The sequence below is a fragment of the Massilia sp. BSC265 genome (assembly GCF_000740675.1).
Taxonomy (GTDB): Bacteria; Pseudomonadota; Gammaproteobacteria; order Burkholderiales; family Burkholderiaceae_D; genus Telluria.
In genome coordinates this window covers 21241-44375 of sequence record NZ_JPXI01000034.1, presented here as the reverse complement: position 1 = coordinate 44375, position 23135 = coordinate 21241, and the positions used below count along the sequence as shown (strand labels likewise).

General features: G+C 65.4%; 21 protein-coding genes, 1 tRNA gene and 1 pseudogene. 6 read left to right on the top strand and 17 right to left on the bottom strand.

The features are described 5' to 3' along the window. The first annotated feature begins 59 nt into the window (after positions 1-59). Positions 60-1085: a sulfate ABC transporter substrate-binding protein gene (locus tag MA09_RS15295; protein ID WP_036250294.1), complete on the top strand. Its 1026-nt coding sequence runs from the start codon at positions 60-62 to the stop codon at positions 1083-1085. Positions 1086-1196: 111 nt separating this feature from the next. Here the strand turns inward: MA09_RS15295 and MA09_RS15290 are convergent, their stop codons facing one another. Continuing rightward, positions 1197-1502 carry a hypothetical protein gene (locus MA09_RS15290; RefSeq protein WP_152594673.1) on the bottom strand — a complete coding sequence of 102 codons (306 nt, stop codon included), beginning with the start codon at positions 1500-1502 and terminating at the stop codon, positions 1197-1199. Positions 1503-1652: 150 nt separating this feature from the next. Here MA09_RS15290 and MA09_RS15285 point away from each other — a divergent pair, with 150 nt between their 5' ends. After that, on the top strand, positions 1653-2675 hold the full coding sequence (locus MA09_RS15285; protein ID WP_036250288.1) for an SDR family oxidoreductase: 1023 nt from the start codon (positions 1653-1655) through the stop codon (positions 2673-2675). On the opposite strand, the gene MA09_RS15280 is transcribed toward MA09_RS15285, so the two are convergent. The 3 genes from MA09_RS15280 to MA09_RS15270 form a co-directional block, all read right to left on the bottom strand. Continuing rightward, entirely contained in the window at positions 2634-3071 is a 438-nt protein-coding gene (locus MA09_RS15280; RefSeq protein WP_036250285.1) for a hypothetical protein, read from the bottom strand. The two genes, MA09_RS15285 and MA09_RS15280, sit on opposite strands and share 42 nt — an antisense overlap. A gap of 86 nt (positions 3072-3157) precedes the next feature. Beyond that, positions 3158-4180 (bottom strand): porin, encoded by a 1023-nt coding sequence (locus MA09_RS15275; RefSeq protein ID WP_036250282.1) that lies wholly within the window; start codon positions 4178-4180, stop codon positions 3158-3160. A gap of 257 nt (positions 4181-4437) precedes the next feature. Continuing rightward, positions 4438-5178, bottom strand: a complete 741-nt coding sequence (locus tag MA09_RS15270) for a helix-turn-helix transcriptional regulator (protein ID WP_036250279.1) — start codon at positions 5176-5178, stop codon at positions 4438-4440. Between the two features lie 240 nt (positions 5179-5418). Here MA09_RS15270 and MA09_RS25330 point away from each other — a divergent pair. Together MA09_RS25330 and MA09_RS15265 are read left to right on the top strand one after the other, a co-directional pair. Then, a pseudogene (locus MA09_RS25330) lies at positions 5419-5586 on the top strand (LysR substrate-binding domain-containing protein); the annotation flags it as partial. 72 nt (positions 5587-5658) lie between these two features. Then, a complete protein-coding gene (locus MA09_RS15265; RefSeq protein ID WP_051933510.1) occupies positions 5659-6831 on the top strand; it encodes a serine hydrolase in 1173 nt (390 codons plus the stop codon). Here the strand turns inward: MA09_RS15265 and MA09_RS15260 are convergent. From MA09_RS15260 to MA09_RS15225, 8 genes are all read right to left on the bottom strand, one after another. Continuing rightward, entirely contained in the window at positions 6816-7463 is a 648-nt protein-coding gene (locus tag MA09_RS15260) for a YitT family protein (protein WP_036250276.1), read from the bottom strand. The genes MA09_RS15265 and MA09_RS15260 overlap by 16 nt on opposite strands. Before the next feature lie 348 nt (positions 7464-7811). Further along, positions 7812-9734: a TRAP transporter large permease subunit gene (locus MA09_RS15255; protein WP_036250274.1), complete on the bottom strand. Its 1923-nt coding sequence runs from the start codon at positions 9732-9734 to the stop codon at positions 7812-7814. Then, positions 9731-10309: a TRAP transporter small permease subunit gene (locus MA09_RS15250; protein ID WP_036250272.1), complete on the bottom strand. Its 579-nt coding sequence runs from the start codon at positions 10307-10309 to the stop codon at positions 9731-9733. The genes MA09_RS15255 and MA09_RS15250 overlap by 4 nt, the downstream gene beginning before the upstream one ends. Positions 10310-10405: 96 nt before the next feature. Further along, positions 10406-11557 carry a TRAP transporter substrate-binding protein gene (locus MA09_RS15245; protein ID WP_036250269.1) on the bottom strand — a complete coding sequence of 384 codons (1152 nt, stop codon included), beginning with the start codon at positions 11555-11557 and terminating at the stop codon, positions 10406-10408. A 181-nt stretch (positions 11558-11738) separates the two neighbouring features. Then, the gene (locus tag MA09_RS15240; RefSeq protein ID WP_036250267.1) at positions 11739-13181 is read right to left on the bottom strand and encodes an HD domain-containing phosphohydrolase; all 1443 of its coding nucleotides are present in this window, start codon (positions 13179-13181) and stop codon (positions 11739-11741) included. 58 nt (positions 13182-13239) lie between these two features. Next, entirely contained in the window at positions 13240-14853 is a 1614-nt protein-coding gene (locus MA09_RS15235; protein ID WP_036250264.1) for a GMC family oxidoreductase, read from the bottom strand. 63 nt (positions 14854-14916) lie between these two features. Further along, positions 14917-15693, bottom strand: a complete 777-nt coding sequence (locus MA09_RS15230; protein WP_036250262.1) for an SDR family oxidoreductase — start codon at positions 15691-15693, stop codon at positions 14917-14919. Beyond that, positions 15690-16016, bottom strand: coding sequence for a nuclear transport factor 2 family protein (locus tag MA09_RS15225; protein ID WP_036250260.1), 327 nt, complete (start codon positions 16014-16016; stop codon positions 15690-15692). The genes MA09_RS15230 and MA09_RS15225 overlap by 4 nt, the downstream gene beginning before the upstream one ends. 105 nt (positions 16017-16121) lie before the next feature. Between MA09_RS15225 and MA09_RS15220 the strand changes: the two genes are divergently transcribed. Next, positions 16122-17039: a LysR family transcriptional regulator gene (locus MA09_RS15220; RefSeq protein WP_036250257.1), complete on the top strand. Its 918-nt coding sequence runs from the start codon at positions 16122-16124 to the stop codon at positions 17037-17039. Between the two features lie 6 nt (positions 17040-17045). Here MA09_RS15220 and MA09_RS15215 read toward each other — a convergent pair whose 3' ends face one another. Beyond that, on the bottom strand, positions 17046-17825 hold the full coding sequence (locus tag MA09_RS15215) for an alpha/beta fold hydrolase (protein ID WP_036250255.1): 780 nt from the start codon (positions 17823-17825) through the stop codon (positions 17046-17048). Between the two features lie 242 nt (positions 17826-18067). Between MA09_RS15215 and MA09_RS23760 the strand changes: the two genes are divergently transcribed. Then, entirely contained in the window at positions 18068-19249 is a 1182-nt protein-coding gene (locus MA09_RS23760) for an acyltransferase (RefSeq protein ID WP_051933493.1), read from the top strand. Positions 19250-19415: 166 nt separating this feature from the next. On the opposite strand, the gene MA09_RS15205 is transcribed toward MA09_RS23760, so the two are convergent. From MA09_RS15205 to MA09_RS15190, 4 genes are all read right to left on the bottom strand, one after another. Beyond that, positions 19416-20510, bottom strand: coding sequence for a porin (locus MA09_RS15205; protein ID WP_036250253.1), 1095 nt, complete (start codon positions 20508-20510; stop codon positions 19416-19418). A gap of 13 nt (positions 20511-20523) precedes the next feature. Continuing rightward, positions 20524-20934 (bottom strand): hypothetical protein, encoded by a 411-nt coding sequence (locus tag MA09_RS15200; RefSeq protein WP_036250251.1) that lies wholly within the window; start codon positions 20932-20934, stop codon positions 20524-20526. Positions 20935-21050: 116 nt separating this feature from the next. Continuing rightward, positions 21051-22652, bottom strand: coding sequence for a methyl-accepting chemotaxis protein (locus tag MA09_RS23755; RefSeq protein ID WP_229440746.1), 1602 nt, complete (start codon positions 22650-22652; stop codon positions 21051-21053). A gap of 354 nt (positions 22653-23006) precedes the next feature. After that, a tRNA-Ser gene (locus MA09_RS15190) sits at positions 23007-23096 on the bottom strand. Between the last annotated feature and the right edge of the window lie 39 nt (positions 23097-23135).

The window sequence follows — 23135 nt, the reverse complement described above, 5'->3', positions numbered from 1 at the left end:
TTCAGGCGGAACTGAGCCGTAATCTAGAGGCTCCACACTGCCCTCTGAAAGAACGAAAAATGCTTCGCAAAACCTTCCTTCGCTCGCTGGCTGCACTGGCTTTGACCGCTCCTCTGCTGGCACCCGTGCTGAGCCAGCCTGCCGCAGCAGCGGATGTCAGCCTGCTCAACGTGTCCTACGACCCGACCCGCGAGCTCTACCAGGATATCGACGCCGCGTTTGCCCGCCACTGGAAGGCAAAGACCGGCGACAAGGTCACGGTCAAGCAGTCGCACGGCGGCTCGGGCAAGCAAGCCCGTGCCGTCATCGACGGCCTGTCGGCCGACGTCGTCACGCTGGCGCTGGCCTATGATATCGATGCTATCAGCCAAAAAGGTTTGATTGCGCCCGGCTGGCAGGAGCGCCTGGCTCACCGCAGCTCGCCCTATACCTCGACCATCGTGTTCCTGGTGCGCAAGGGTAATCCGAAGAAGATCCGCGACTGGGGCGACCTGGTCAGGCCGGGCGTGGCCGTGATCACGCCGAACCCGAAAACCTCGGGCGGCGCGCGCTGGAACCACCTGGCTGCCTACGGCTATGCGCTGCGCCAGCCGGGCGCTTCCCCCAGCACCGCCAAGGATTACCTGACCAGGCTGTACAAGAACGTGCCGGTGCTCGATTCGGGCGCCCGCGGCGCCACCACCACCTTCGTGGAGCGCGGCATCGGCGACGTGCTGCTGGCCTGGGAGAACGAAGCGCTGCTGGCCCTGCGCGAACTGGGCCCGGACAAGTTCGAGATCGTGGCGCCGTCGATCAGCATCCTGGCCGAGCCGCCGGTGGCCGTGGTCGACAAGAACGTCGACAAGAAGGGTACCCGCAAGGTGGCGCAGGCCTACCTCGAGTTCCTGTACACCGACGAAGGCCAGGACATCGTGGCCAAGAACTACTACCGTCCGGCGGTGGACAAGTTCGCCAAGAAGTACGCATCGCAGTTCGCGAACGTGAAGCTGTTCCCGATTTCGGAGCTGGGTGGCTGGACCCAGGCGCAGAAAGCGCACTTCGCGGACGGCGGGCTGTTCGACCAGATCTACCAGCCGGGCCGCTAACCGGGCAGATCATCGGGCAGATCACCGGGCAGTTCACCGGGCAGATAAGCCGGCATCCTCACGGGTGGCCGGCGTCGCCTGCCACTGCGGCCCGACTTGCCGCAGGCCGCACTAGGCGGCGATCCGCGCCGCCGTGACCCTGGCCCTGTCCTCGTCGAGCCCGGCGCCAAAGCGGTAGCAACCGTCCCCGGTCTCGATCGTCCCGCGCCCGATGCCCATCGCGATGTTCTCGCCCTCGGCCGAATGCGCGCCCGGCGCCGGCAATGGTGCGACGCGCACCGAGCGCACCCTGTCCACGACCAGCACCAGCACGTCCCCGTCCTCCAGCGCCCAGTTTTCCGGCTCGCCCCAATACAGCATGGGTTCGTAGCCGGTCATGATCGCGGTTCGCAAGAGTCGGCCGCACTCCAGAAGCACGGCGCCCTGGCAAGACAAAAAGTATCTAAGAGGCAAGCGAAAACGCCGGATTTCCCAGCCGGGCTAGCATAGTGACCGTTCAACAACGGCCTGTCCCTGCGGCCGACGCCGCGGGCAGTCCTCTTCACCCACCTTGAAAAGGATCACGTCATGGCAATTAGACTCAGGAAACTCCACGATCAGGTCATGGTCATCACCGGCGCCACCAGCGGCATCGGCCTGACCACCGCCCGCATGGCCGCCGCGCGCGGCGCCCGCCTGGTGCTGGCCGCGCGCAGCAAGGATGCCCTCGACGAACTGGCGAGCGAACTGCGCAGCAAGGGCGTCATGGTCGAGACCGTCGCCGCCGACGTCGGTGACATCGCGGACGTCGAGAAGATTGGCGAGAAGGCGATCGCGCGCTTCGGCCGCATCGATACCTGGGTCAACAATGCCGGCATCTCGGTATTCGGCCGCCTGGAAGAGGTGAAGCCGGAAGACCATCACCGCCTGTTCCAGACCAACTTCTGGGGCACCGTCAACGGCTCCCTGGAAGCGGTGCGCCGCATGAAGCACCGCGGCGGCGGCGCCATCATCAACGTGGGCAGCGAGGTGTCGGAACGTGCGATCCCGATGCAGGGCATGTACGCGGCCTCGAAGCATGCGGTGAAGGGCTTCACCGATGCGCTGCGCATGGAACTGGAGAAGGAAGGCGCGCCGCTGGCCGTCACGCTGGTACGACCGGCGGCAATCGACACCATGTTCGCGGTGCACGCCAGGAACTACATGGAGAAGGAACCTGCGCTGCCCCCGCCGATCTACGCTCCGGAAGTGGTAGCCGACGCCATCCTGTATTGCGCCGAACACCCGAAGCGCGACGCGTATGCCGGCGGCGGGTCGAAGATGATCGCAACGGGCGCGAAACTGATGCCGCGCCTGATGGACCACTTCATGAACGCGACGATGTTCAGGCAGCAGAAGTCCGACCTGCCGACCGCGCCGAACCGCCGCGATGCCCTTTACAAGCCCGATCCGTCGACCGAACTGCGCCAGCGCGAAGGCATGGCGCGCACGGTGCACGAGCGCAGCGTCTACACCAGCACCAGCCTGCGCGCCTCGCCCTTGACCACCGCCCTGGTGGGCGGCGGGGCCTTACTGGCCGCCTTCAGCCTCTCGCGGCGGTTTGCTCGTTAAGAAGTCGGTGTCCTCCTCGGTCAAGGGCAGGTCGGGGATGGACACCACCTGGTCGGTGTCGATGTCGGCACCGTCCTTGCTGACATTGTCGCGCCCGGCTGCGGCGCGCTCGCCGGTGCCGCCCATGTCGCTGTCGCCCGAGAAGTCGGCGTCGCCGACATCGGGCCCGGCGGTGCCGCCGGCGTGGCTTTCTTCCATGTCCGAGGTGGTGCCCTGGTCGAACTCGAGCATCTGGTCCGGGTCGAGCGCTTCGGCAAAGCCGGGGCCGCCGACCACGTCGCTGCCGGTGTCGGAAATGTCGCTCGGGCCGAGCGAATCGATGCCGTGTCCCTTGCCGAGACTACGGTCTGGACGTTCCGGGAAGTTGTCCGGATCAAGTGTGCTTGCGCCTGTCATATTGCCTCCAAAACGTGGTTAAGCCATGGGGGACAGGCTAACGTTTTTTACGGCATCGCGTCGCGCCGCAGGGACGCGACCCACTCTCAGAAAGCTCGCCGCATCCCCACATTGACCGCCCCGCCGCCGCCTTCGCGCACGCCGGCGTTCTGGACGCCGCTCTGGTGCCGGATGTGCGAGTACGCGGCATAGAAATCAAGCTTGCGCGAGATCGCATAGGTGGCGCCGACCGCGATCTGGCGCGCGTCGCGGTTGGCCGGGTCGCGGTCGTTCTTGCGGATGTAGGAAGCCAGCAGCGTGGTCGCATGGCTGAGCGGCACCGCGACCCCGGCCAGCACGTCGCGGCTGTCGGTGGACGGGGTGCTGGTGATGCCGGCGCCGTAGGGATTGTCCGGGTTGAACAGCGGCGAACTGCCCCAGCCGCGGTTGGCGCTGTAGGCCGTGTAGGCGGTGCCCCAGTCGAAGCGCATGTTGGCGGCGATGATGGAATTCTTCGCGGCCATGCTGATGTCGACCGGGTTGATGCGGGTGACCTTGGCCACATTGCGGTTCTGGTGCGCCGCACGGATCGTGAACGGACCCGCGCTGAAGCCGACCGTCATGCCCCAGGCGCGACCCGAAGGCGAGCCGTCGATGTCGCCCTTGCCCCAGGACGAGCCGGCCGTGAACCCGTTGAAGCGGCCCTGGTAGGTGACGCTGTCGCTGCTGCGGCGCGCGTCGTTGACGCCGGTGCCGCTGCCGGCCAGGCCGCCATGGAAAGGGTCGCCGACGTCGGCCAGCGCACGGAATTCCAGGTTGTACTGGCGGCCCACGCTCAGGGCCCGGGATTCGTTCGCGTGCCGGCGCTGTTCCGCTTCATGCGCGGTTTCCAGCGTGAAGATCGCCGTTGCATCGCCGGTGCGGCCCGGGGCGTTCCCGCCCTGCGGGGTCGTGCCCCTGGCACCGGCGTCCGCGGACGGCGCCGCGCAGCCCTTGCCGCAGCCGGCGTCCCTGACTTCCCTGACCGCCTCGCGCGCATCGGTGCCCCCCTCAGGAGCAGCCGCATTCCCGGCCGAGGCGCAGGCCGCGCTCGTTCCGAGCACGGCGCATGCGACGATTGACATCTTCATGGCGTCATTCCCTCTCTGAAGCCATCATTCCCTTCTTTGGCGAACTGATCTGTCTACCAGCGCACATAAGACAGCACTCATCCATACGGTCCCCGAAAAGGCGGCAACGCGTCCTTCTGAGCCGAGCTCTTCCGCTTGCTTAAGGTTCTACACCGTAGAATGAGTGGGCACAAGAGGTTTTCACAAAACCGGAGGGGACCCGGTGCCACTTGTTGTCGGCGGGCTGCCTATTCTTGCCCAGATGCCATCTACCGACCTCAGCTGCGCGAGCGCCGCAGGGCCGCGAACGCCGCCGGCTCCCACCCCCGCAAGGCCAGCAGCAGCCCGGTACCGCAGCGCTGCGGCAGGGGCGCCGCCAGGCTTTCCTCATGCAGCTGGGCGAAGCGCGCCCGCAGCTGCCGCAATTCGGCCTGCAGCTTGGCGCGCGCGCTCTCCGTCAGCATCCCGTGGACGAAGTCCAGCGTATCGCCCGGCTGCCCGAAGGCGCTGTCGATGAACTCGGGCATGCCCTGCTCGCGGAAGTACTGGCGGATCGGCCCGCCCGGCAGCCAGTCGAAGTCGCGCGCCACGTTCAGGCGGATGCGGTTGCCGGGCAGGAGCGTGATCAATTCCAGCCGGTCCAGGCGCAGCAGCTGCTGCACGCATTCGGCTTCGCTCAGGCGGTAGGCCTGCAGCATCTCGGCCATGGTCCAGTGGTTCAGCGCGCACACCGCCACCAGCAACAGGCGCGCGTCGGACACCAGTTCGCGCTCCTGCGCCGGGCTGAGGGTGCGCAGCCGCTGGTATCCCTGTCCCGCTTCCTGGGCCAGTTCGGCGAGCGTCAGGCCCAGCAGGCCACAAATCTCGACCAGGCGCTCCAGGGTGAACTGCTCGGTGGCGAACAGGCGCTTGACGCTCGGTTCGGACAGACCGAGGGCCTCGGCGACGTCGCGGTAGGTCTTGCCCTGCTGCTTGAGTTCGCGCTTGAGGGTGGCAATGAGTTGGGTGATTTCGGACATGCAAGAAATGGTAGCAGCATCAGACCGCGGCCGCGAGCGTGATGCCGTTCTTGCCGGTGCAACAAAAATGCACGCTTCGTTCGCAAGAGCTCATCGTCAAAGTGAACGGACTGGCTACACTGGGGCCAATTATTCTTTTTAGGAAAACAATCCATGACAACCCAGATGGACCGCTTCCAGGAAATGCGCATCTTCACGCGCATTGTCGAGCGCCGTAGCTTTACCCTGGCGGCCGAAGACCTGCAGATGCCGCGCTACCGCATCGACGAAGAGCTGTGCCGCGGCCGCCTGGAGGTGGTTCTGCCGACCATGCCGCCGCCCGCGCCGCCGGTCTCGGTGCTCTACCCCCAAAGCCGCCAGCTGTCGCCGCGCGTGCGCGTGTTCGTGGAGTGGATCAAGGAAGTGTTCGCGCAGTCGTTCCGACTACGAGCAGCCCTGCTGGTGTACCGTGAGCGGACCAAGACCATTCCGGGAGCGCCAATGAAGACAGCACTGTGCGTGCTGGCCTGCCTTCTGTGCGGATGCGCTGCCACGCCTTCTGCCTCCGTCGTGCCCGACGACGAGGTGCGCCGCCTGATGGCGCGCGAGAACGTACAGGGACTGGCGCTGGCCGTGATCGACCGCGGCCAGGTTATGAGCGTGAAGACCTACGGCAAGCGCAACGTGGAGCGCGACCTTCCGCTCATGCCGCAGACGGTCATGTACGGTGCCTCGCTCACCAAGGCCGCCTTTGCCTACATGCTGCTGCAGCTGGTGGACGAAGGAAAGCTCGACCTGGATGCGCCCCTGACCGCCCTGCTCCCGCAAGCCCTGCCCGCCTACGACAGGCAGCCCTGGGATTTCTCGGACCTGGCGGAGGACGAACGCTGGCGCGCACTGACACCGCGCATCCTGCTCACGCATTCGTCCGGCTTGGCCAACTTCCGCTGGGTCGAGCCAGACCGCAAGCTGCGCTTCCACTTCGATCCGGGCACGCGCTACGCCTATTCGGGCGAAGGCTTTTATATCCTGCAGCTGGTCGTCGAGCGCGGCCTGGGCCTCGATACGGGCAGGGAAATGCAGCGCCGCGTGTTCGACCGCTTCGGCATGCGCAACACCAGCATGGCGTGGCGCCCGGACTTCGCCGCCAACCTGGCCGACGGCTACACGCTGGACGGCAGGATGGAGCCGCACGACGAACGCAGCCGCCCAAGCGCCGCAGGCTCGATGGACACCACCATCGAGGATCAGGCCCGCCTGTGGGCGGGTGTGGTACGGGGAGAAGGATTGAGCACGGCATCGCGCGCCATGATGGTGAAAGCCTGGCTGCCGATCGGCTCCGCCAGCCAGTTCCCGACGCTCACCGCTGCGCCAGCCATCTGGCCACAGTCGCTGGCGGCAGGCCTGGGTGTGGTGGCATTCGTCGACCGCAGCGGGCCGGCCTGGTTCAAGGGGGGACACAACGACAGCACCGGCAATATGGTGCTGTGCCTGGAGCGCGGCCAGCGTTGCGTGGTGATGCTGGCGAACGACGTACGCGCCGAGCGGATCTACCCCGAACTCGCCCGGCGGGTGCTGGGCGAGACCGACATGCCGTGGGGCTGGGAGTACGGCTGGTTCAAGCCCTCAGGATTCCAGAGCGCCGCTCAGTTGCCAACTCAGTTGCCAAAATAGCGGCCCGGGCGGTGCCAGGCCATGACCATGCTGCTCATGGCAACCGCGCTCAGGGAAGACCAGCCCACCAGGCCCGGCGAGACGATCGCCAGCGCCGCCAGCAGGATGACGCCGTCGATCGCCACCTGGGTGCGGCCCGCATTGATGGCGTACTTCTTCTGCAGCCACAGCGTGACGATGCCGGTGCCGCCCACGCCTGCGCCATGGCGCGCCAGTGCCAGGATGCCCATGCCGCAGAAGGTGCCCCCGCCCAAGGCCGCGACCATCGGGTGGATGTGGCCGATCACGAGGCCGTTCGGCATCAGCTTGAGCATCGCCATGATCAGGATGCTGCCGACCAGGGACTTGATGGTGAAGCGCGCGCCCATGAACAGGTAGCCGAACAGGAAGAACGGCAGGTTGATGAGCATGAACAGCAGGCCGACCGAATGGCCGGACACGTAGGAGACCAGCAGCGAGATGCCGGCCACGCCGCCGGTGATCAGGCCCGCGGCCTGCAGCAGGAGGACGCCCATCGCGACGAACAGCACGCCCACCGTGATGCCGTAGACGTCGTCGAACAGGGTGTGCGGCTTGATCGAGACCACCTTCTTGCCCTGGGCGGCCTGCGCTTGCCACGCGCCCTGCATCATCGCGCCACCTCGATACTCGACACATGTGCCGACACGTGCGCCCACGCATGCAGGAGGCATCCGTCAACACGGTAGGAAGTCGAGCCGGGCAGAAGATGATGCTTCATTTTCCTCACGATGCATGGTCAAGGTCGGGGCGTCAGCGTCGCCGGAAGCTGGCACTTGTGGTGGCAACATCCGGGAACGTGAAAGGTACTACTGGGTATGGGCCGCCATTATCACCGATGTTGCACCGCAATGACAGTTCGCGTTCCGCATGTCTGCCATTCGCGGAACGCATAACTTAATGGACGGGCAACGATCATCCTGCATGACCATCGCCGTTCGGCCCCACCCTGCTTGCACGGCTCACTTGTATAGCACCTCCGGCAGCCACATACCGATCGCCGGGAAGGTGTACAGGAGGATAATCCCCAGCAGCTGCAGCCCCACGAAGGGCAGCATCCCCAGGAAGATCTGGTTCAGCGTCACGTGCGGCGGCGACACGCCCTTGAGATAAAAGGCCGACATCGCCACCGGCGGTGACAGAAAGGCCGTCTGCAGGTTCATCGCCACCAGCAGGCCGAAGAACAGCGGGTCGATGTTGAAGTGCTGGAGCAGCGGCACGAAGATCGGCATGAAGATCACGATAATCTCGGTCCATTCCAGCGGCCAGCCGAGCAGGAAGATCACCACCTGGGCCAGGATCATGAACTGCACCGGGGTCAGGTCCATCCCCAGTACCCAGTTGTTGATGATCTCCTGGCCACCCAGCAGCGCGAACGCCGCCGAGAAGATGCTGGAGCCGACGAACAGCCAGCACACCATGGCCGTGGTCTTGGTGGTAAGGTGGGCCGACTCGCGCAGCAGGTTGACATTGAAGCGGCGGTAGGCGATCGCCAGGATCATGCCGCCGAAAGCACCCATCGCCGCGGCCTCGGTGGGCGTGGCCAGCCCGAAGACGATGCTGCCCAGCACGGCCAGGATCAGGATCACCAGCGGGAACAGCGAGCCAAGCAGCATCTTGAAAATCTCGAGGCGCGCGAAGCTGAAGAAGACGTAGAAGAGGGCCAGCGCGGCTGCAACGACGGCGAGGGCGATCCAGTAGGCCCGGGGCGCAGGCTTCGCGGGCGGGTCGAGTGACGCTGGCGGTTGCGCTGCTTCGGTGGCCGCTGCGGGACTCGTTGCGCCGGCTGCCGGCGGCCTCGCCGCCTCCCCTTCCACCGGCGGTTCCGCCAGGTCTCCCTCCGCCGGCGGCTCCTGCAGCCCGCCCCCGTCGACGCTTGAGACGCTCTCGAACTCCTGAGCGCCCATCTCGACCAGCTCCGTCTGCGGCGCTTCGGGTGCGGTGACGATCCGGTAGCCCAGGCCCATGACGGCGGCAAAGGCCAGTGCCGGCAGCAGTGCGACGAACAGGTTCGACACCAGCGTGCGGCCCGGTACGTTTGCGGCGCGCTGCCCCTTGATGGCGCGCACCAGGGCTGGCACCGCGCTCTTGCCGTAGGCATCGGGAATCGCCTGCGTGTAGGCCGGCAGCGCCACGACGCGCTCGGACGCGGGCAGCGGCGGCGCCATACCCGGCTTGAGCTTGGCGAGGATCATCACGTAGCCGACGTACAGCGTCGCCAGCATGAGCCCTGGGAAGAAGGCGCCCGCGTACAGCTGGACCACCGAGACCCCGGCCGTCGCGCCATACACGATCAGGAGCACCGAGGGCGGAATCAGGATGCCCAGGCAGCCGCCCGCCGTGATGCTGCCGGCCGAGAGCTGGGTGCTGTAGCCGGCCTTGAGCATGGCCGGCAGCGCCAGCAGGCCCATGAGGGTAACGACCGCGCCGACGATGCCGGTGGCGGTGGCGAACACCGCGCAGGTGACGATGGTGGCCACCGCCAGCGAGCCGGGCACGCGCGCCATCGCCAGGTGCAGGCTCTTGAACAGGCGCTCGATCAGGTTGGCGCGCTCCACCAGGTAGCCCATGAAGATGAACAGCGGGATCGAGATCAGCACGTCGTTGGCCATCACCGAATAGGCCCGCTGCACCATCAGGTCGAGCGTCAGCTGCACCGCCTGGTCCGGGTCCTGGCTGCGGAAGGCGAGCCAGGCGAACATCACGCCCATGCCCATCAGGGTGAAGGCCGTCGGGAAACCGAGCATGATGGCGACCACGACCAAGGCAAGCATCAGGAGGCCCAGGTGGCCGTTGGTCATGTCGGCGGGTGCCGGCATCAGGGCGAACAAAGCGACGACGATCGCCACCAGGATCGACAGGCCGAACCAGATTTCCTTCCTCATGGCCGGCCCTCCTCGGAAACCTGCGCCTTCAGCTTGTCGACATCGACTTCCTCGACGTCGGGTTCGCGCGGGGGCCACTCGCCATTGCGCAGGCAGACGACGCAGCGAACGATCTCGACCACCCCCTGCAGCAGGAGCAGCGCGCCGGCAAAGGGAATCACCATCTTGAAAGGATACAGCGGCGGGCCGTTTGCGGTGAGCGTCGAGTGCTCCCGGATGGCGAGCGACTCGGCGGCGTAGGTGTAGCCGGCCCAGACCAGGGCCACCACGCCAGGGATGAAGAAGACGAAGTACAGGGCCAGGTCGAGGCCCGCCTGCAGACGCGGCGGGAAGAAGCTGTACAGCACGTCGCCGCGCACGTGGCCATTCTTGGCCAGCGTGTAGGCCCCGGCCATCATGAAGGCGGCGCCGTACATCATGATCATCAGGTCGAAGGCCCAGGGATTGGGCGTGTTCAGGACGTAGCGCGCGAAGACTTCCCAGCTGATGAGGAAGGTGAGCGCGACGATCAGCCAGGAGAAGGCCTGACCTACCCAGCTGCTGACGCGGTCGACGAAAAACAAGACGTTTTGCATGAAGCTGCTCCGGTCGGGACGACGAACAGCCACCCCGGACAGGGGTGGCGGAAGACGCGTAGGGTGGTCGGCTTCGCCGACCACCCTACAAGACGCTTACGCCTTCTTCGCCGGCGCTTTACGACCGAAGTAGTGGTTGTAGGCCATGCGGCGCGGGTTGTTGGTGTCCATGTCCCACTTCATCGCGCGCTCTGCAAACGCGCGCATCGAGGCCTCGACCTTCTTGAACAGCGGGTTGTCGGCGCCCTTCTTGGCCACCACCTGGTCCCACACCGCCAGCTGCGCCTGCAGCACCGAGTCCGGCGTCTTGTAGAACTTGACGCCGTTCTGCGACTGCATGCCGGCGTAGTCCTTGGAATAGCGGTCGACCGCCTTCCACGACATGTCGGCGGATGCCGCCTCGACGGCGTTCTCGATGATCGCCTTCATCCGGGCCGGCAGCGCATCGTACTTGGTCTTGTTGAAGGTGATCTCGAACTGCTCCGAGCTCTGGTGGAAGCTTTGCAGCATGCACACCTTGGAGACGTCCGGGAAGCCGAGCACGCGGTCGGAGCTGGCGTTGTTGAATTCGGCGCCGTCCAGCAGGCCGCGGTCCATGGCGGGGACGATCTCGCCGGCCGGCAGTGCGTTCACCGCCGCGCCCATGGCCGTGAACATGTCGATCGCCAGGCCGTTGGTGCGGAATTTCAGGCCTTTCAGGTCTTCGACCTTGCTGATCGGTTTCTTGAACCAGCCCAGCGGCTGGGTCGGCATCGGGCCGGTGAGGAAGGAGACGACGTTGGCGCCGATGCTCTTGTACAGCTCGGCCAGCAGCTGCTTGCCGCCGCCGTACTTGTGCCAGGCCAGCACCATGTTGGCGTCCATGCCGAAGGCCGGGCCCGAGGTCCAGAGCGCGATGGCGCTCTGCTTGCCGTAGTTGTAGCCCATGACGCCGTGGCCGCCGTCGAGGGTGCCCTTGGAAACCGCATCGAGCAGGCCGAAGGCGGGAACGACGGCGCCGGCGGGCAGCACCTCGATCTTCAGTTCGCCGCCGGTCATGTCGTTGACCTTCTTGGCGAAGTCCAGCGCGTATTCGTGGAAGATGTCCTTGCTGGGCCAGGTACTCTGGAAGCGCATCTGCTTCGGCGTTTGGGCAGTGGCGATCATCGGAACCGCGAGGCTTGCGCCGGCGGTGCCGGCGGCTGCGGTGCCGAGGAACTTACGGCGGGTGGATGCTGGCTTCTTTGAATCGTCGTCACGCTGCTTCATCGTCTGTCTCCAATATGGTTTTGTCGGACTGAATCGCTACACGTACAACTGCTGGCTGATAGGTTGACTTCTCCTCCTGTAAATATCTGCATGCCGACACGCAGCATGTGCCTGTTTCCTTACTGATTTCTTACACTTGGCTGACGAGGATCGGCCGGTTTTATTGTTCTGTCAAGCATCATCAGATGAACCCGAGCGTCAAGCCTTTCAGCGTCGCCGCAGTCCGCGTCGAACATTCGAGCTTCCGGAAAATGCTTTCGACATGGGTGCGCACCGTCGATGGGCTGATCTGCAGTTCGCGCGCGACTTCCTTGTTGCTTTCGCCCAGGCTGAGGCGGCGCAGGACTGCCGTCTCGCGTTCCGACAACAGCTTGCGGCGCTGGACCGCCGGTTCGATTGCCCCAGCGCCGGCGCCGTCTGCTGCGGCAATGACGAGATTCGCGGCCTGGACATCGAAACGGCCGGCGGCAGCATCCGCACCCAGGATGTGCGCTGCTTCCGGCGCCGTGCAGGCCCCACGCCAGGGACGCGGCATGCCCAAGGCCGCATAGGCCGCCGCAGCCGCCAGGATCCGTTGCGGCATGCTCAAGGACTCGGCGTCGAGGTCGCGGTAATAGCCGCTGCCATCGAGCCGCTCGTAGACGTGGGACGCGAGCAAGGCCTCGGCGCGCAGGGCGGGAATCTGGATCCCGGCCCGCGCCGTCCAGTAGGGGACCAGCCGTACCTTCTCCCAGTCCGCCGTGCCAAGCTTGCCGCTCCTTTGCCAGACCGCGTTCGGCACGGCGGCGCGGCCGATGCCGTGAATGAGTGCTGCGCGTCCCAGGCAGCGCTGCTGGGCTGCCGGCAAGCCAGCCAGCCCTGCCGCACCTCCGGCCAGGTCGGCCACGCGGCGCGAATAGCCCAGCAGCCAGGGCAGCTTCAGCTCGATCATGTCGGCCACGATGGTCAGGGACACGCGCTCGGCCAGGGCCGGGATCTGCGCCGGACAGGGAGGCGCCTCGACGGCCGCGAGCCAGGCCTGGGCGTTCGCCGCCAGCAGGCGCACCAGGTCGGCCGGATACTTCCTGTCGGCGCGCCCGCCGATCATGCGCAGCGCCTCGTCCAGGCCATGCGCACGCGTGAGGATCTCGAGGTCGCTCGCCAGGTTGGTGTAGTACACCAGGCGGGGAATGTGCGGATCGGCCAGGCGCTCCGGCATGCCGCCGCCATCGTAGTGTTCCCACACCCGCCGCAAGCCGATGTCGACTTCGGGCGGCAGGCCCATCGCCTGGGCGATCGCGCTCGAGACTTCGCAATGGATGCGCGCGAGCGGCGCCACGCTGGTAAACGTCATCCGGTTGTTGGGCGGCAGTGTGTGCGTGAGCATGGCATCCCTGCCGCCGACATCGTCCCCCAGCAGGGTCGAGAACCCGCTCGCGTTGGCGGTGCAGCCCGACCAGCGCAGCAGCGTCACCAGCTGCACGTGGGCGCAGGCCCCGGCTTCGGCGCCGTCCGCCAGCGCCAGGCGCTCGGCCAGCAGGGCCGCACGGATGGACTGGTCGGTAGGCTGGCCCATGCTCAGGTCGCCCACCATGGCCAGTACCTGGACGGCTTCTTCGACGGTGACGGTATGGTCTTCTTGCATCGTTCAACTGTAGAGCAGAAGCCGGCGCAGGGCAACACTTGGGCTGTGCGCTCCTGTCTCAGATGCGATGCCGCGCCTTGAGCTCCTCGGCCGCCCGCTCCCCGATGACCACGCATGGCGCCATCGTGTTGCCCGTCGTAATGCGCGGCATGATCGAGGCATCCGCGATACGCAGGTTCTCGATACCGTAGACCTGCAGCTTTCCGTCTACCACCGACATGGCGTCGCGCCCCATCTTGGCCGTGCACGACTGGTGCCAGTAGGTGACCGCGGCATTGCGCAGGTAGTGTTCCATCGCCTCGCGGCCAAGCTGTCCGGGCATGACTTCTCCCTTCACGAGCCGCCCGAAGGCGCCGGCATTGCCCAGGGCGCGGCACATCTCGACGCTGGCAAGGGCCGCCTTCATGTCGTCCGGATCGGCCAGCGTATTGGCGCGGATGATCACGGCATCGTCCGCATCCGGCCCCGACAGCAGTACTTCGCCGCGGCTCTTCGGGTGCGCCAGGCCGGCGAACATGGTCCAGCCATGCCGGGGCACGCCGCGCGCCGCATTGTCAAGGCTGGGCACCGGGAACTCGACCTGGCAGTGCAGCATGTCGGGCGCGTCCAGGCCGGGATCGCTCTTCCAGTACAGCGTCGCTTCCGACCCGCCGTTGCCGACCTGCTGGGGCTCGGCGTACTCCCAGATGCAGCCGAAGGAGACGTGGTCCTGGTGGTTCTGGCCCACCCCCGGCAGGTGCTGGCGCACGGCGATGCCATGCCGCTGCAGTTCCGTCTCCGGACCGATACCGGACTGCATCAGCACCTTCGGCGTGTTCACCGCGCCCAGGGACAGGATCACCTCGCGGGTACTGCCGAACCACTGCCGGCGTCCGTCGAGGATGACCTCGACCCCGGTCACCCTGTTGCCCTCGAACGTCAGCTTCGACACCAGCGCCTTGGTGAGCACCGTCAGGTTCGGCTGCGCCATCTTCGGGTAGGTATAGGAGCGGAACACCGACAGGCGCTTGCCGTCGCGGATGCGCAGGTCGTTGATCGCGGCGCCGCCATCGCCTTCCATCATCGCGCCGTTCGGGCTGTCGAAGGTGGGGACGCCGAGCGAGCGTGCGGCTTCCAGCATGAGGGTGGCCGTCGGCTGCGGCTGATGCGCGGGGGCCACGTAGACCGGTCCGCCCTGCCCGCGCCGCTGCGGATCGGCCGGGCCATGCCAGTCTTCGATGCGCCGGTAGATCGCCAGGACGGACTCGTAGTTCCAGGCATCGTCGCCCGCTTCCGCGGCAAAATGGTTCCAGTCGCTGCTGTGCCCGCGCGCCCACACCATCACGTTGATGCTGGATCCGCCGCCAAGGACCTTCCCCATGTTCATCGGGATCGCGCGTCCATTGAGATGGGCGTTCGGCTCCGCCCTGAAGCCCCAGTCACGCTCCGTGCCCAGGTTGAGCGGCCATTGCCCGGGCTCGATGACGCTCGCGACCTGGTCGCTGCCGCCTGCCTCCAGCAGGAGGACGTGCACGCCCGGGTTTTCGGCCAGCCGCGCCGCCACGACGGAGCCCGAGGAACCGGCGCCGCAGACGATGAAGTCGTAGTGGCTTTTCAGGGTGACGTACTGGGTAGCCTGGTTGCGGTGGACTGCTTCCGCGAATGCGTGTTCGGTGTGTGAAGAAGGATTCATTGTCAGCTCTGGTAGTGATGGAAAGCCGCCGTCCCGGTGGGGCGGCGGCGCTGGGCCGACCGCCTAGACGGTCGGGATGGTGCCGCCGTCGATCACGAACTCGGCGCCGTGCACCGAGGCCGCGAGCGGCGACAGGAGAAATGCGGCCAGCTCGGCGACCTCCTCCGGCCGGCCGGGCCGGCCGATCGGGATCCCGCCCAGGGAGGCCATCAGCTGCTGCCTCGCCTCATCCTCGCTGCCGTGCCGGTGCGCCGCCATGCGCTTGACGAGGGCTTGCGCGGCGGTGGTCTCGATGAAGCCGGGCGCGATGCTGTTCACCCGGATGCCGTGCGGCCCGAATTCATTGGCCAGCGATTTGCTGTAGTTTGCCAGCGCCGCCTTGGCGGCGTAGGCGACGGTCGACTCGTACAGGGGCAGGCGCCGCTGGATCGAGGTGATGTGGATGATGGCGCCGCTGCGCCGCTCCAGCATGGCCGGCAGGAAGGCGCGGTCGAGCCGGACGGCCGACATCAGGTTGGCTTGCAGCGCCGCCTCCCACATTGCATCGGTCAATGCGAGGGCGCCGCCGCTGGGCGCGGTTGACCCGCCCACGTTATTGACCAGGAAATCGAGGTGGCCGAATTCCTGCTCGATGGTACCGGCGACATAGGCCGCACCTTCAAGCGTCGCCACGTCCGCTTCCAGGTAGCGCACCCCAGCCACCGGTTCGGCCGGCCGTCCGCGTGCCGTGGCGATGACGGTCGCGCCGTCCTGCGCCAGCCGGCGGACGATGGCCTCGCCCATGCCCTTGGTGCCGCCGGTGACGAGTGCGTGCTTGCCTGCGAATGGATACGCGTTCATGGCTTGATCTCCAGCGACTGGATGGCTCCGGACTGGAGCTGGAAGTGGAAGTTCAGGGGGATCGGGCTGCCGGGGAAGTTGCCCCGGACCGTGGCCGTCAGCCTGTGCCGGCCGGCGGTTTCTACCAGTGCCGCAGGTTCGATCGTCGACCGGTAGCGCATTCCGGTGTCGCGGGCCCAGGCCGCGATCTCCTCGCGTCCGCGCCGCTCGTGTCCTTCGTCGTGGACGATGGCGTCCGGGTTGAAGAAGCCCGCCAGGCGTTCCGGCGCTCCTGCGTTCGCTGCCTCGATATAGCCGGCGATGGCTTGCGGTAGTGTGTTCATGTCAGCCTCCTGTTGTTGGTGCAAGCAAGTCTAGATTCAGGCATCATTGAGAAAAACTAGGGCAATGGACATGCGTTATGAACCAATGGTTCAAAATGAGCTGAGATGAGTTCCCTCGACCTGATTCGGTTATTCCTGGCTGTGGCCGAGGAGCGCAGCTTCACCCAGGCCGCCAGGCGGCTGGACATCTCCCCGACGGCGGTCAGCAAGGGCGTACGCGCGCTTGAAAAGAAGCACGGCGTCCCGCTGTTCGTCAGGACCACCCGCAGCGTCGCGCTGACGGACGCCGGGACCGGCCTGCTGGCGGCCCTCGGACCGGCCGTCAGCCAGATCGAGGATGCCTTCAACGAGCTATCGCGCTTCCAGAGCCGTCCGTCCGGCCGCCTGCGACTGACCGCGCCGCGCAGCTTCGGCTTCCTGCTCGCCCGCCGCCTGGTGCCGCGCATGCGCGCCGCCTACCCCGACATCAGCTTCGCGCTGTCGCTCGACGACGGCCTGGTCGACCTGGTGGCAGCGGGCTTCGACGCCGGCGTCAGGCTCGGACAGTCCATCGCGCAGGACATGGTGGCCATCCGCCTCAGCCGCCCGCTCTCATGGTCGATCGTGTCGGCGCCCCGTTACTTCGAACAGCATGGCGTTCCCGAGCGGCCGCAGGACCTGTTGCGGCACCAGACGCTGCGCTATCGCTTCTCGACTTCAAGCCGCCTGCCGCCGTGGCGCTTGATGGGGCCCGAAGGGGAACTCCTGCTCGACCCCGACGCCCTGCTCACCGCCAACGACACCCAGATGCTTGCCGAGTGGGCCCGGCAGGGCCTGGGGGTCGCCTGGCTGCCGGACCTCGAGATCGAGGAGGACGTGCGATGCGGACGCCTGGTGCGGGTGCTGACGCAGTTCGTTCCCGAGACGTCCGGCCTGTTCCTCTACTTCCCCATGCGGACCCAGAACCAGCCCAAGATGCGGGCGCTGATCGAGCAAGTGTCGCAGCTCGCCATTGAAGGCGCGCTCGACGTCAGCTGCGCCTGACAGCGCTTACTTCGTCGCCGCGACGGCGTCGAGGATCACTTTTGCGACATCACGAGCACGCGACTGCTGCGGCACGTGGCTGGCCGGCAGTTCGGTGGTCCTGGCGTTGATCTTCTTTGCCATCGCGCGCAGCAGGCCCGGGTCGATCATGCGATCGCGCGAGGCGACGATGAACCACGAAGGCTTGGTGGTCCAGGCCGCGTTGCTGACCTTGTCGGCGAAAGCCTTGGCCTGGATCGGGCCCTGGGTCGCGCTCATGACGGCGGCCTGCGCTGCCGGCACGTCCTGGGCGAAGTCTTCGCGCATGGCCGCTTCAGGCAGGCTCAGGAAACCTTCCGCATCGGTGACGAAGCGCTTGATGCCGGGCGCCGCAGGGTAGCCCTCGCCGGTTTCCGCGGTCGACTTGCCGGCGTCGGGCGCAAAGGCGGCCACGTACACCAGGCTGCCCACCTTGTCGTGCTGGCCGGCTTCGGTGATCACGGTGCCGCCCCACGAATGCCCCACCAGCACGACCTTGCCCGGCTGGGCCGCGATGGCGCGGCGGGTGGCGGCGACGTCGTCGGCCAGGGAGGTCAGCGGGTTCTGGACCGCGGTGACCTTGATGCCCTTGGCCTGCAGCAGGGGGATGACCTTGGACCAGTCGGAGCCGTCGGCGAAGGCGCCGTGCACGATCACGACGGATGGCTTGGCGTTGCTGTCGCTCGCGGCGGCGCCGGCTTGCGGGACGGCGGTTGCGAAGGCGGCGGCGATGGCCAGGAGGCGCAGCGAAGCTTTGGTGGTGGTCATGGTGTTCTCCCTTTGGTGTGGTGGATATGTGAGTCCAGTGTAGGGAGAAGCTTGTCAGGACGGTATCGGTCGAATAACCGATAGGGGATGCATGAGGTGGACCGCTGCGGCCGATAGCCTTGGATGCCGGGCGGCAGTATGCGCGCCACCCTGCGCGCTCTCAAACCGAATTTGAAAATGACGGATTATCATTTGGATGTCTAATTTGCAACGGGAGAAGGCGATTGCAACAGGAGAAGACGATGATTCCTACCAGCGCCATGCGCATCCGTCTGCTCGACAGGACCAATCTGGACGAAAGCTACCAGCATTCGGTCCTGATATCCGCCCTGCGCAGCCTCGCCGCCCTCCAAGTGGTCGCCGCCCATCTCCGTGGAGAACTGTTCCCGAGCCTGAGAACAGTGGCGGACCCATCGCTCTGGTACCAGGCACTGGCCTTCTTTACCGGGTTCTCGCACATTGCCGTCGTGATCTTTTTCCTGCTGAGCGGCTGGCTCGTCGGCGGCAGCCTGCTGAACAAGCTGGGGGAGCCCCATTGCATGATGTCGTATGCGATCGACCGGCTTACCCGCATGTGGATCGTGCTGGTGCCGGCATTCGCGCTCACGCTCGTGATCGGCACGATCATGCAGACCGTCGATCCGGGACGGATCAGCTATGCGCCGGACAATGAGTATTCGTGGAGCACGTTCTGGGGCAATCTGTTCGGGCTGCAGGGGATGGCAGTTCCCCGCTTCGGCGGCAATTTTTCCCTGTGGAGCCTGTCGAATGAGATGTGGTACTACGCTCTGTTTCCGCTGCTGCTGTTGCCGGTCATCGGGCAACGGGGAATCACCAAAGTGGCCGGCTTGGGCGCCTGTGCCGTCATCGGGTACTTCCTGCTGTTCGACCTGATGCTGTATTTCCTGATCTGGCTACTCGGCGTGCTGTTTTCCCGGATCCACATTGACATGAGCCGAATTGCGCGCCTTCTACTGGTCGTCGTGCTCATCGCGCTGGCTGTCTATTTCCGAATGAAAGGCAGTATCGGCACCCTGGTTGCCGCAACGTTTGCCGAAGACCTGCTGTTCAGCGTGCTCTTCCTTTGTCTGCTGTCGAGCCTGCAGTTTCCCGCGGATCGGGCACGCATCGGGAATCGGCTGGCAGCCATTGCCGGGCTCCTGGCGCCGTTTTCGTTCACGCTGTATGTGATCCACTACCCGTTGATCTACCTGGCCAAGTTCCTCCATGAGCCTATCGGGACGGCGACCTTGTCGACAACCGACCCGGCATCGCTTCTCGTGTACGCAGGGCTGTTCGCTGCTATCGTCGTGTTCGCTTACCTTTTCCACCTGCCGTTCGAGGCGCATACTTACCGGCTGCGACGCTTCGTCAAACGGTTGGTGCTGGCGCCTGCGAGCAGGTCCTACTACAGCCAGAGGTGAGAAGGGCAAGCGGATGCAGTGGCATCAATGCCTGAAAATCCGTGTATCGTGCGCGGCGGAGACGGTCGAAGCCCGTCGCCGCCGTGACAGCGCGTTAGTCGAGGCGACCGCAGCGGCACCGGCCAGCAAGGCGGCGCGCGTCTGGACGCGTGCCGCAGGACGCCCGTCAGAACAGCACGTCCATCGTTACCGTAAACATCTTGGCGTCCTTGGTGAAGTCATACGCACTTGAATCCTTGACCGAATCCCACTGTGCCTTCAGTGCCATGTTCCTACGGAAGTCCCAGCGGACACCGACAAAGCGCGTGTTGTCGTTCTGCGTCTCGGTGTAGGTCGGGGTCAGCTTTTCCTTGTACGAGGAGAAGCCGATCATCGGCGTGAACTTGCCGAAGCGGTAGCCGACGGTCGCGGTGAGGCTCGACGATTGATAGTCCAGCGAGGGACGCATGAAGCGGTTGGCCTCGGCGCGGACCATCCAGTTGCCGTAGTCGACGCTGCCGGACAGGCCGATGATGCGCTGACGCGTCCCCTTCTGATAGATCGGGTCTTCGCCCGGCTCATAGATGCCCAGGTTGATCGAGTTCTGCATGTAGATCAGGCGCGCGCCGAACACGTCGTTCGAGACGTCGAGGAAGCCGCCCAGGATGTGCTTCCAGTCGTCGTCGACGCGGTAGCCGTAGAAGATCTTGCGTTGCTCGATGTTGTCGCGGGTGGTCTCCTGGCCGGCGAAGACATTACCCGTTACCGCCCACTCGCCGATGCTGCGCGAGTGCCGCAAATTCACGCCATTGTAGGCGCCGATCTCCCAGCCATAGATGTCCTGGGGTACGCGCACCCATGGCAGGGTGTAGCCGATGTAGACGCTGTCCGAATAGGCATAGATGGGCAGGCGGCGGCGGCCTGCCTGGATCGTGGTGTCGGGCGTCAGGTCGTAGGACAGGTAGGCCCAGTCGATGTCCGGCTTGCCGTTCTCGGAAGCGCGCAGCACGGCCTGCACCGTGCCCGAGAGCTTGTCCGTGATCTGATACTTGGCCTGCAGGCCGACCAGCGACTCTCGCGTCCAGCTCCATTCGCGATCGCGGTAGACGGCGCCGTGTTCGTAATTGCCGATGAAGCAGGGGCAAGGCTGGTCCATGAATTGACCCTGCGAACCGCTGTAGGCCTTGCCAGCGGTGATGGTCGCGAACCCGGACAGGCTCAGGTCGTCGGCATACGCCATGCCTGCGCTGGACAGCAGCGCGGCGATAATCAGTTTCTTCATTCTTCGTTCGTGGTTAGTTGGCGGTGGCGATGACTTTGACGGTGGCGTCGGCATCCTTCTTGTCGATGTAGCCGACGGCGTTCGGATCGGCGGCGATGGCTTTCTTCATGGCTGCAACGCTGTCCACCTCGGTCGGCGGGGTGCCGGTGCCGGTGAAGATCAGCTTGCCCCACATGGCCTGCACCTGCACCGGATCCTTCTTGCAGGCCTTGGCGAAGAATTCGTCGCGCAGCGGATTCTTCTCGGTGAGGTTGATCGGCGTCGGCGACTTGATCTTGCCGAGGAAGGCCTGGCACACCTGCGCCAGCTGGGGCGCCAGGGTCGATTTGGCTGAAACGATGATGCCGATCTCGGCGCGGGCCGGCGAGACGGCGAGCATGGCTAGCGCAAGCGCGCAGGCCGCTGCTGTGGAAGCTTTATTCATGGTGATCGAGTTGGTGGTGATGAAGCCCCGGCATCCTGGCCGGGCGTGGCTCAGCGACCGCCCCGGGACCTGCCGGGACGATCGAAGAAGACTGGGTGGAAAATGCTCGGCTGCGTTCAAGCGCGGCGCCGTGCGGCCGCTTCGTTCGCCGCCAGCGCGAGCGTCCTGCCGGCTGCGTGCGGCGCCGCCGCGCCATCGCGCGCCAGGACGAACACGCTCACCGCTTGCGCCAGACTGGCCGCCTGATCGCGCAGCGCCGCTGCGGAACCGGACGTCTCTTCGACCAGCTCCGCGTTGTGCTGGGTGTCCTGGTCCATCTGGGCGACCGCATCGTTGATGTGGGAAATGCCGGCGGTCTGGGCGCTGCTCGCCTCGGCAATAGCGCCCATGATCTCGGTGACGCGCCGCACGCTGCCGACGATTTCATCCATCGTGGTTCCGGTCTGCCCGGCGAGGCGGGTGCCGAGCTCCACCTGTTCGACCGAGCGGCCGATCTGGGAAGTGATCTCCTTGGCAGCAGCCGCGGAGCGCTGGGCCAGGTTGCGCACCTCGCTCGCGACCACGGCAAAGCCGCGTCCCTGTTCTCCGGCACGCGCGGCCTCGACCGCCGCGTTCAAGGCCAGCAGGTTGGTCTGGAAGGCAATGCCCTCGATGACGCTGACGATATCGGCGATCTCGCGCGACGATGCGTGGATCGCATCCATGGTCGCGATCACGCGGCCGACGACTTCCCCGCCCTGGGTCGCGACGCCCGCGGCGAAGCCGACCAGTTCGTTGGCTTGGGCTGCGTTCTCGGCGTTCCGGCGTGCGGCTCCCGTCAGTTCACCCATCGCGGACGTGGTCTCGACGAGGGTCGCCGCCTGCTGCTCGGTGCGGACCGACAGGTCGCGATTGCCCTGCGCGATGCGGGTCGAATTGACGGCGATCGTCTCGGTCGCGTTGTGCACTTCGCTCACGATGCGCACCAGGCTGCTGTTCATATGCTTGAGCGCCTTCAGCAGCTTGCCAGTTTCGTCGGTTGCGCTGTCGTCGATGGTGCTGGTCAGGTCGCCTGCAGCGACGGTTTCGGCCACTTTCACGGCCTGCTGCATCTGGCGCAGCAGGGTGCGCGCCACGACGATGGCCACGGCCAGTGTCAGCGCCAGGCCGATCGCACCGATCAGGGCGCCGCCGAGGATGGCACGGTCGGCGGCGGCGGTGGCATCGCCCACGGTGGCGACGAAGCGCTCCTTCGCGGCGTTACGGAAGCCGGCGGCGTCCTTCCGGTAAGTGGCCAGGGCGGCCGCCATGGCCTGCATCTTGTCCTTGGCCGGCATGCCGGCCTGCTGCGCCATCATGTCGGACACTTCGCGCGCGATCCTGTAGTAGGCGCCAAACTCGGCGGACAGGCGTTCCAGTTCGCCTGCGGGAGCGCCGTCGATGGTGAGCAGGCGCTTGTAGCTGTCGTTGACTTTGGCGGCCAGGGCGTCGGCGGCGGCCAACTGCTCGGGTTCGCCGGCAGCCGCGGCGGTATTCAGGATATCGATGATCTTGTCTAGCGCGGCCGTGTTTTCGGTCATCACGTCAAGGACGGGATATTGCATGTCACGCACATCTGCAAGCCTGGTGTTGTTGTTTTGAAAAACAACGGCGGTGAAGGCCAGGTACAGCGCCATGCAGACCATGGCAATCGCCGGAGCGAACAGGACCTTCCACATGACAGGCAAACGATTCAACATCTTCAAGTATCCCTATACCGCGATCCCCCATAAAGCGTTTCGGCCCATTGAGCAATCTGACAAAATCGATAGGTAAATATTAAGCTCAACCATTCTCCATAGCAAGATTTATATTGCAAGCGGGCAATTACAGTGTTTTTCACACAACTCACGAACTGGGTTGAACCATAAGCTTTTCCGATTGAAATCAATGACTTACACACGAAAAATGTCACACCAAGCAAAACACTGAGTTGCAATTTTATTCAATGGGGATAAATGATGACCGGGTACTGACTTGCGAATCGTTCTTGCAGGTGATGCGATGGAACGAAAAAAAAGCCCCAACGATGTGGGGCTCTTGTTCAGTGTGCTTGGCGGAAGCGGTGAGATTCGAACTCACGAACGGGTTCCCCCGTCGGCAGTTTTCAAGACTGCTGCCTTCAACCACTCGGCCACGCTTCCTTTGAGGAACCGGCATTATACATAATTCATCAATGCCGG

Bases quoted from the DNA above. Each gene is read 5' to 3' on its own strand.
- MA09_RS15295 (WP_036250294.1), top strand. From the start codon at position 60: ATGCTTCGCAAAACCTTCCTTCGCTCGCTGGCTGCACTGGCTTTGACC.
- MA09_RS15285 (WP_036250288.1), top strand. From the start codon at position 1,653: ATGGCAATTAGACTCAGGAAACTCCACGATCAGGTCATGGTCATCACC.
- MA09_RS15280 (WP_036250285.1), bottom strand. From the start codon at position 3,071: ATGACAGGCGCAAGCACACTTGATCCGGACAACTTCCCGGAACGTCCA.
- MA09_RS15275 (WP_036250282.1), bottom strand. From the start codon at position 4,180: ATGAAGATGTCAATCGTCGCATGCGCCGTGCTCGGAACGAGCGCGGCC.
- MA09_RS15270 (WP_036250279.1), bottom strand. From the start codon at position 5,178: ATGTCCGAAATCACCCAACTCATTGCCACCCTCAAGCGCGAACTCAAG.
- MA09_RS15265 (WP_051933510.1), top strand. From the start codon at position 5,659: ATGAAGACAGCACTGTGCGTGCTGGCCTGCCTTCTGTGCGGATGCGCT.
- MA09_RS15260 (WP_036250276.1), bottom strand. From the start codon at position 7,463: ATGATGCAGGGCGCGTGGCAAGCGCAGGCCGCCCAGGGCAAGAAGGTG.
- MA09_RS15255 (WP_036250274.1), bottom strand. From the start codon at position 9,734: ATGAGGAAGGAAATCTGGTTCGGCCTGTCGATCCTGGTGGCGATCGTC.
- MA09_RS15250 (WP_036250272.1), bottom strand. From the start codon at position 10,309: ATGCAAAACGTCTTGTTTTTCGTCGACCGCGTCAGCAGCTGGGTAGGT.
- MA09_RS15245 (WP_036250269.1), bottom strand. From the start codon at position 11,557: ATGAAGCAGCGTGACGACGATTCAAAGAAGCCAGCATCCACCCGCCGT.
- MA09_RS15240 (WP_036250267.1), bottom strand. From the start codon at position 13,181: ATGCAAGAAGACCATACCGTCACCGTCGAAGAAGCCGTCCAGGTACTG.
- MA09_RS15235 (WP_036250264.1), bottom strand. From the start codon at position 14,853: ATGAATCCTTCTTCACACACCGAACACGCATTCGCGGAAGCAGTCCAC.
- MA09_RS15230 (WP_036250262.1), bottom strand. From the start codon at position 15,693: ATGAACGCGTATCCATTCGCAGGCAAGCACGCACTCGTCACCGGCGGC.
- MA09_RS15225 (WP_036250260.1), bottom strand. From the start codon at position 16,016: ATGAACACACTACCGCAAGCCATCGCCGGCTATATCGAGGCAGCGAAC.
- MA09_RS15220 (WP_036250257.1), top strand. From the start codon at position 16,122: ATGAGTTCCCTCGACCTGATTCGGTTATTCCTGGCTGTGGCCGAGGAG.
- MA09_RS15215 (WP_036250255.1), bottom strand. From the start codon at position 17,825: ATGACCACCACCAAAGCTTCGCTGCGCCTCCTGGCCATCGCCGCCGCC.
- MA09_RS23760 (WP_051933493.1), top strand. From the start codon at position 18,068: ATGATTCCTACCAGCGCCATGCGCATCCGTCTGCTCGACAGGACCAAT.
- MA09_RS15205 (WP_036250253.1), bottom strand. From the start codon at position 20,510: ATGAAGAAACTGATTATCGCCGCGCTGCTGTCCAGCGCAGGCATGGCG.
- MA09_RS15200 (WP_036250251.1), bottom strand. From the start codon at position 20,934: ATGAATAAAGCTTCCACAGCAGCGGCCTGCGCGCTTGCGCTAGCCATG.
- MA09_RS23755 (WP_229440746.1), bottom strand. From the start codon at position 22,652: ATGTTGAATCGTTTGCCTGTCATGTGGAAGGTCCTGTTCGCTCCGGCG.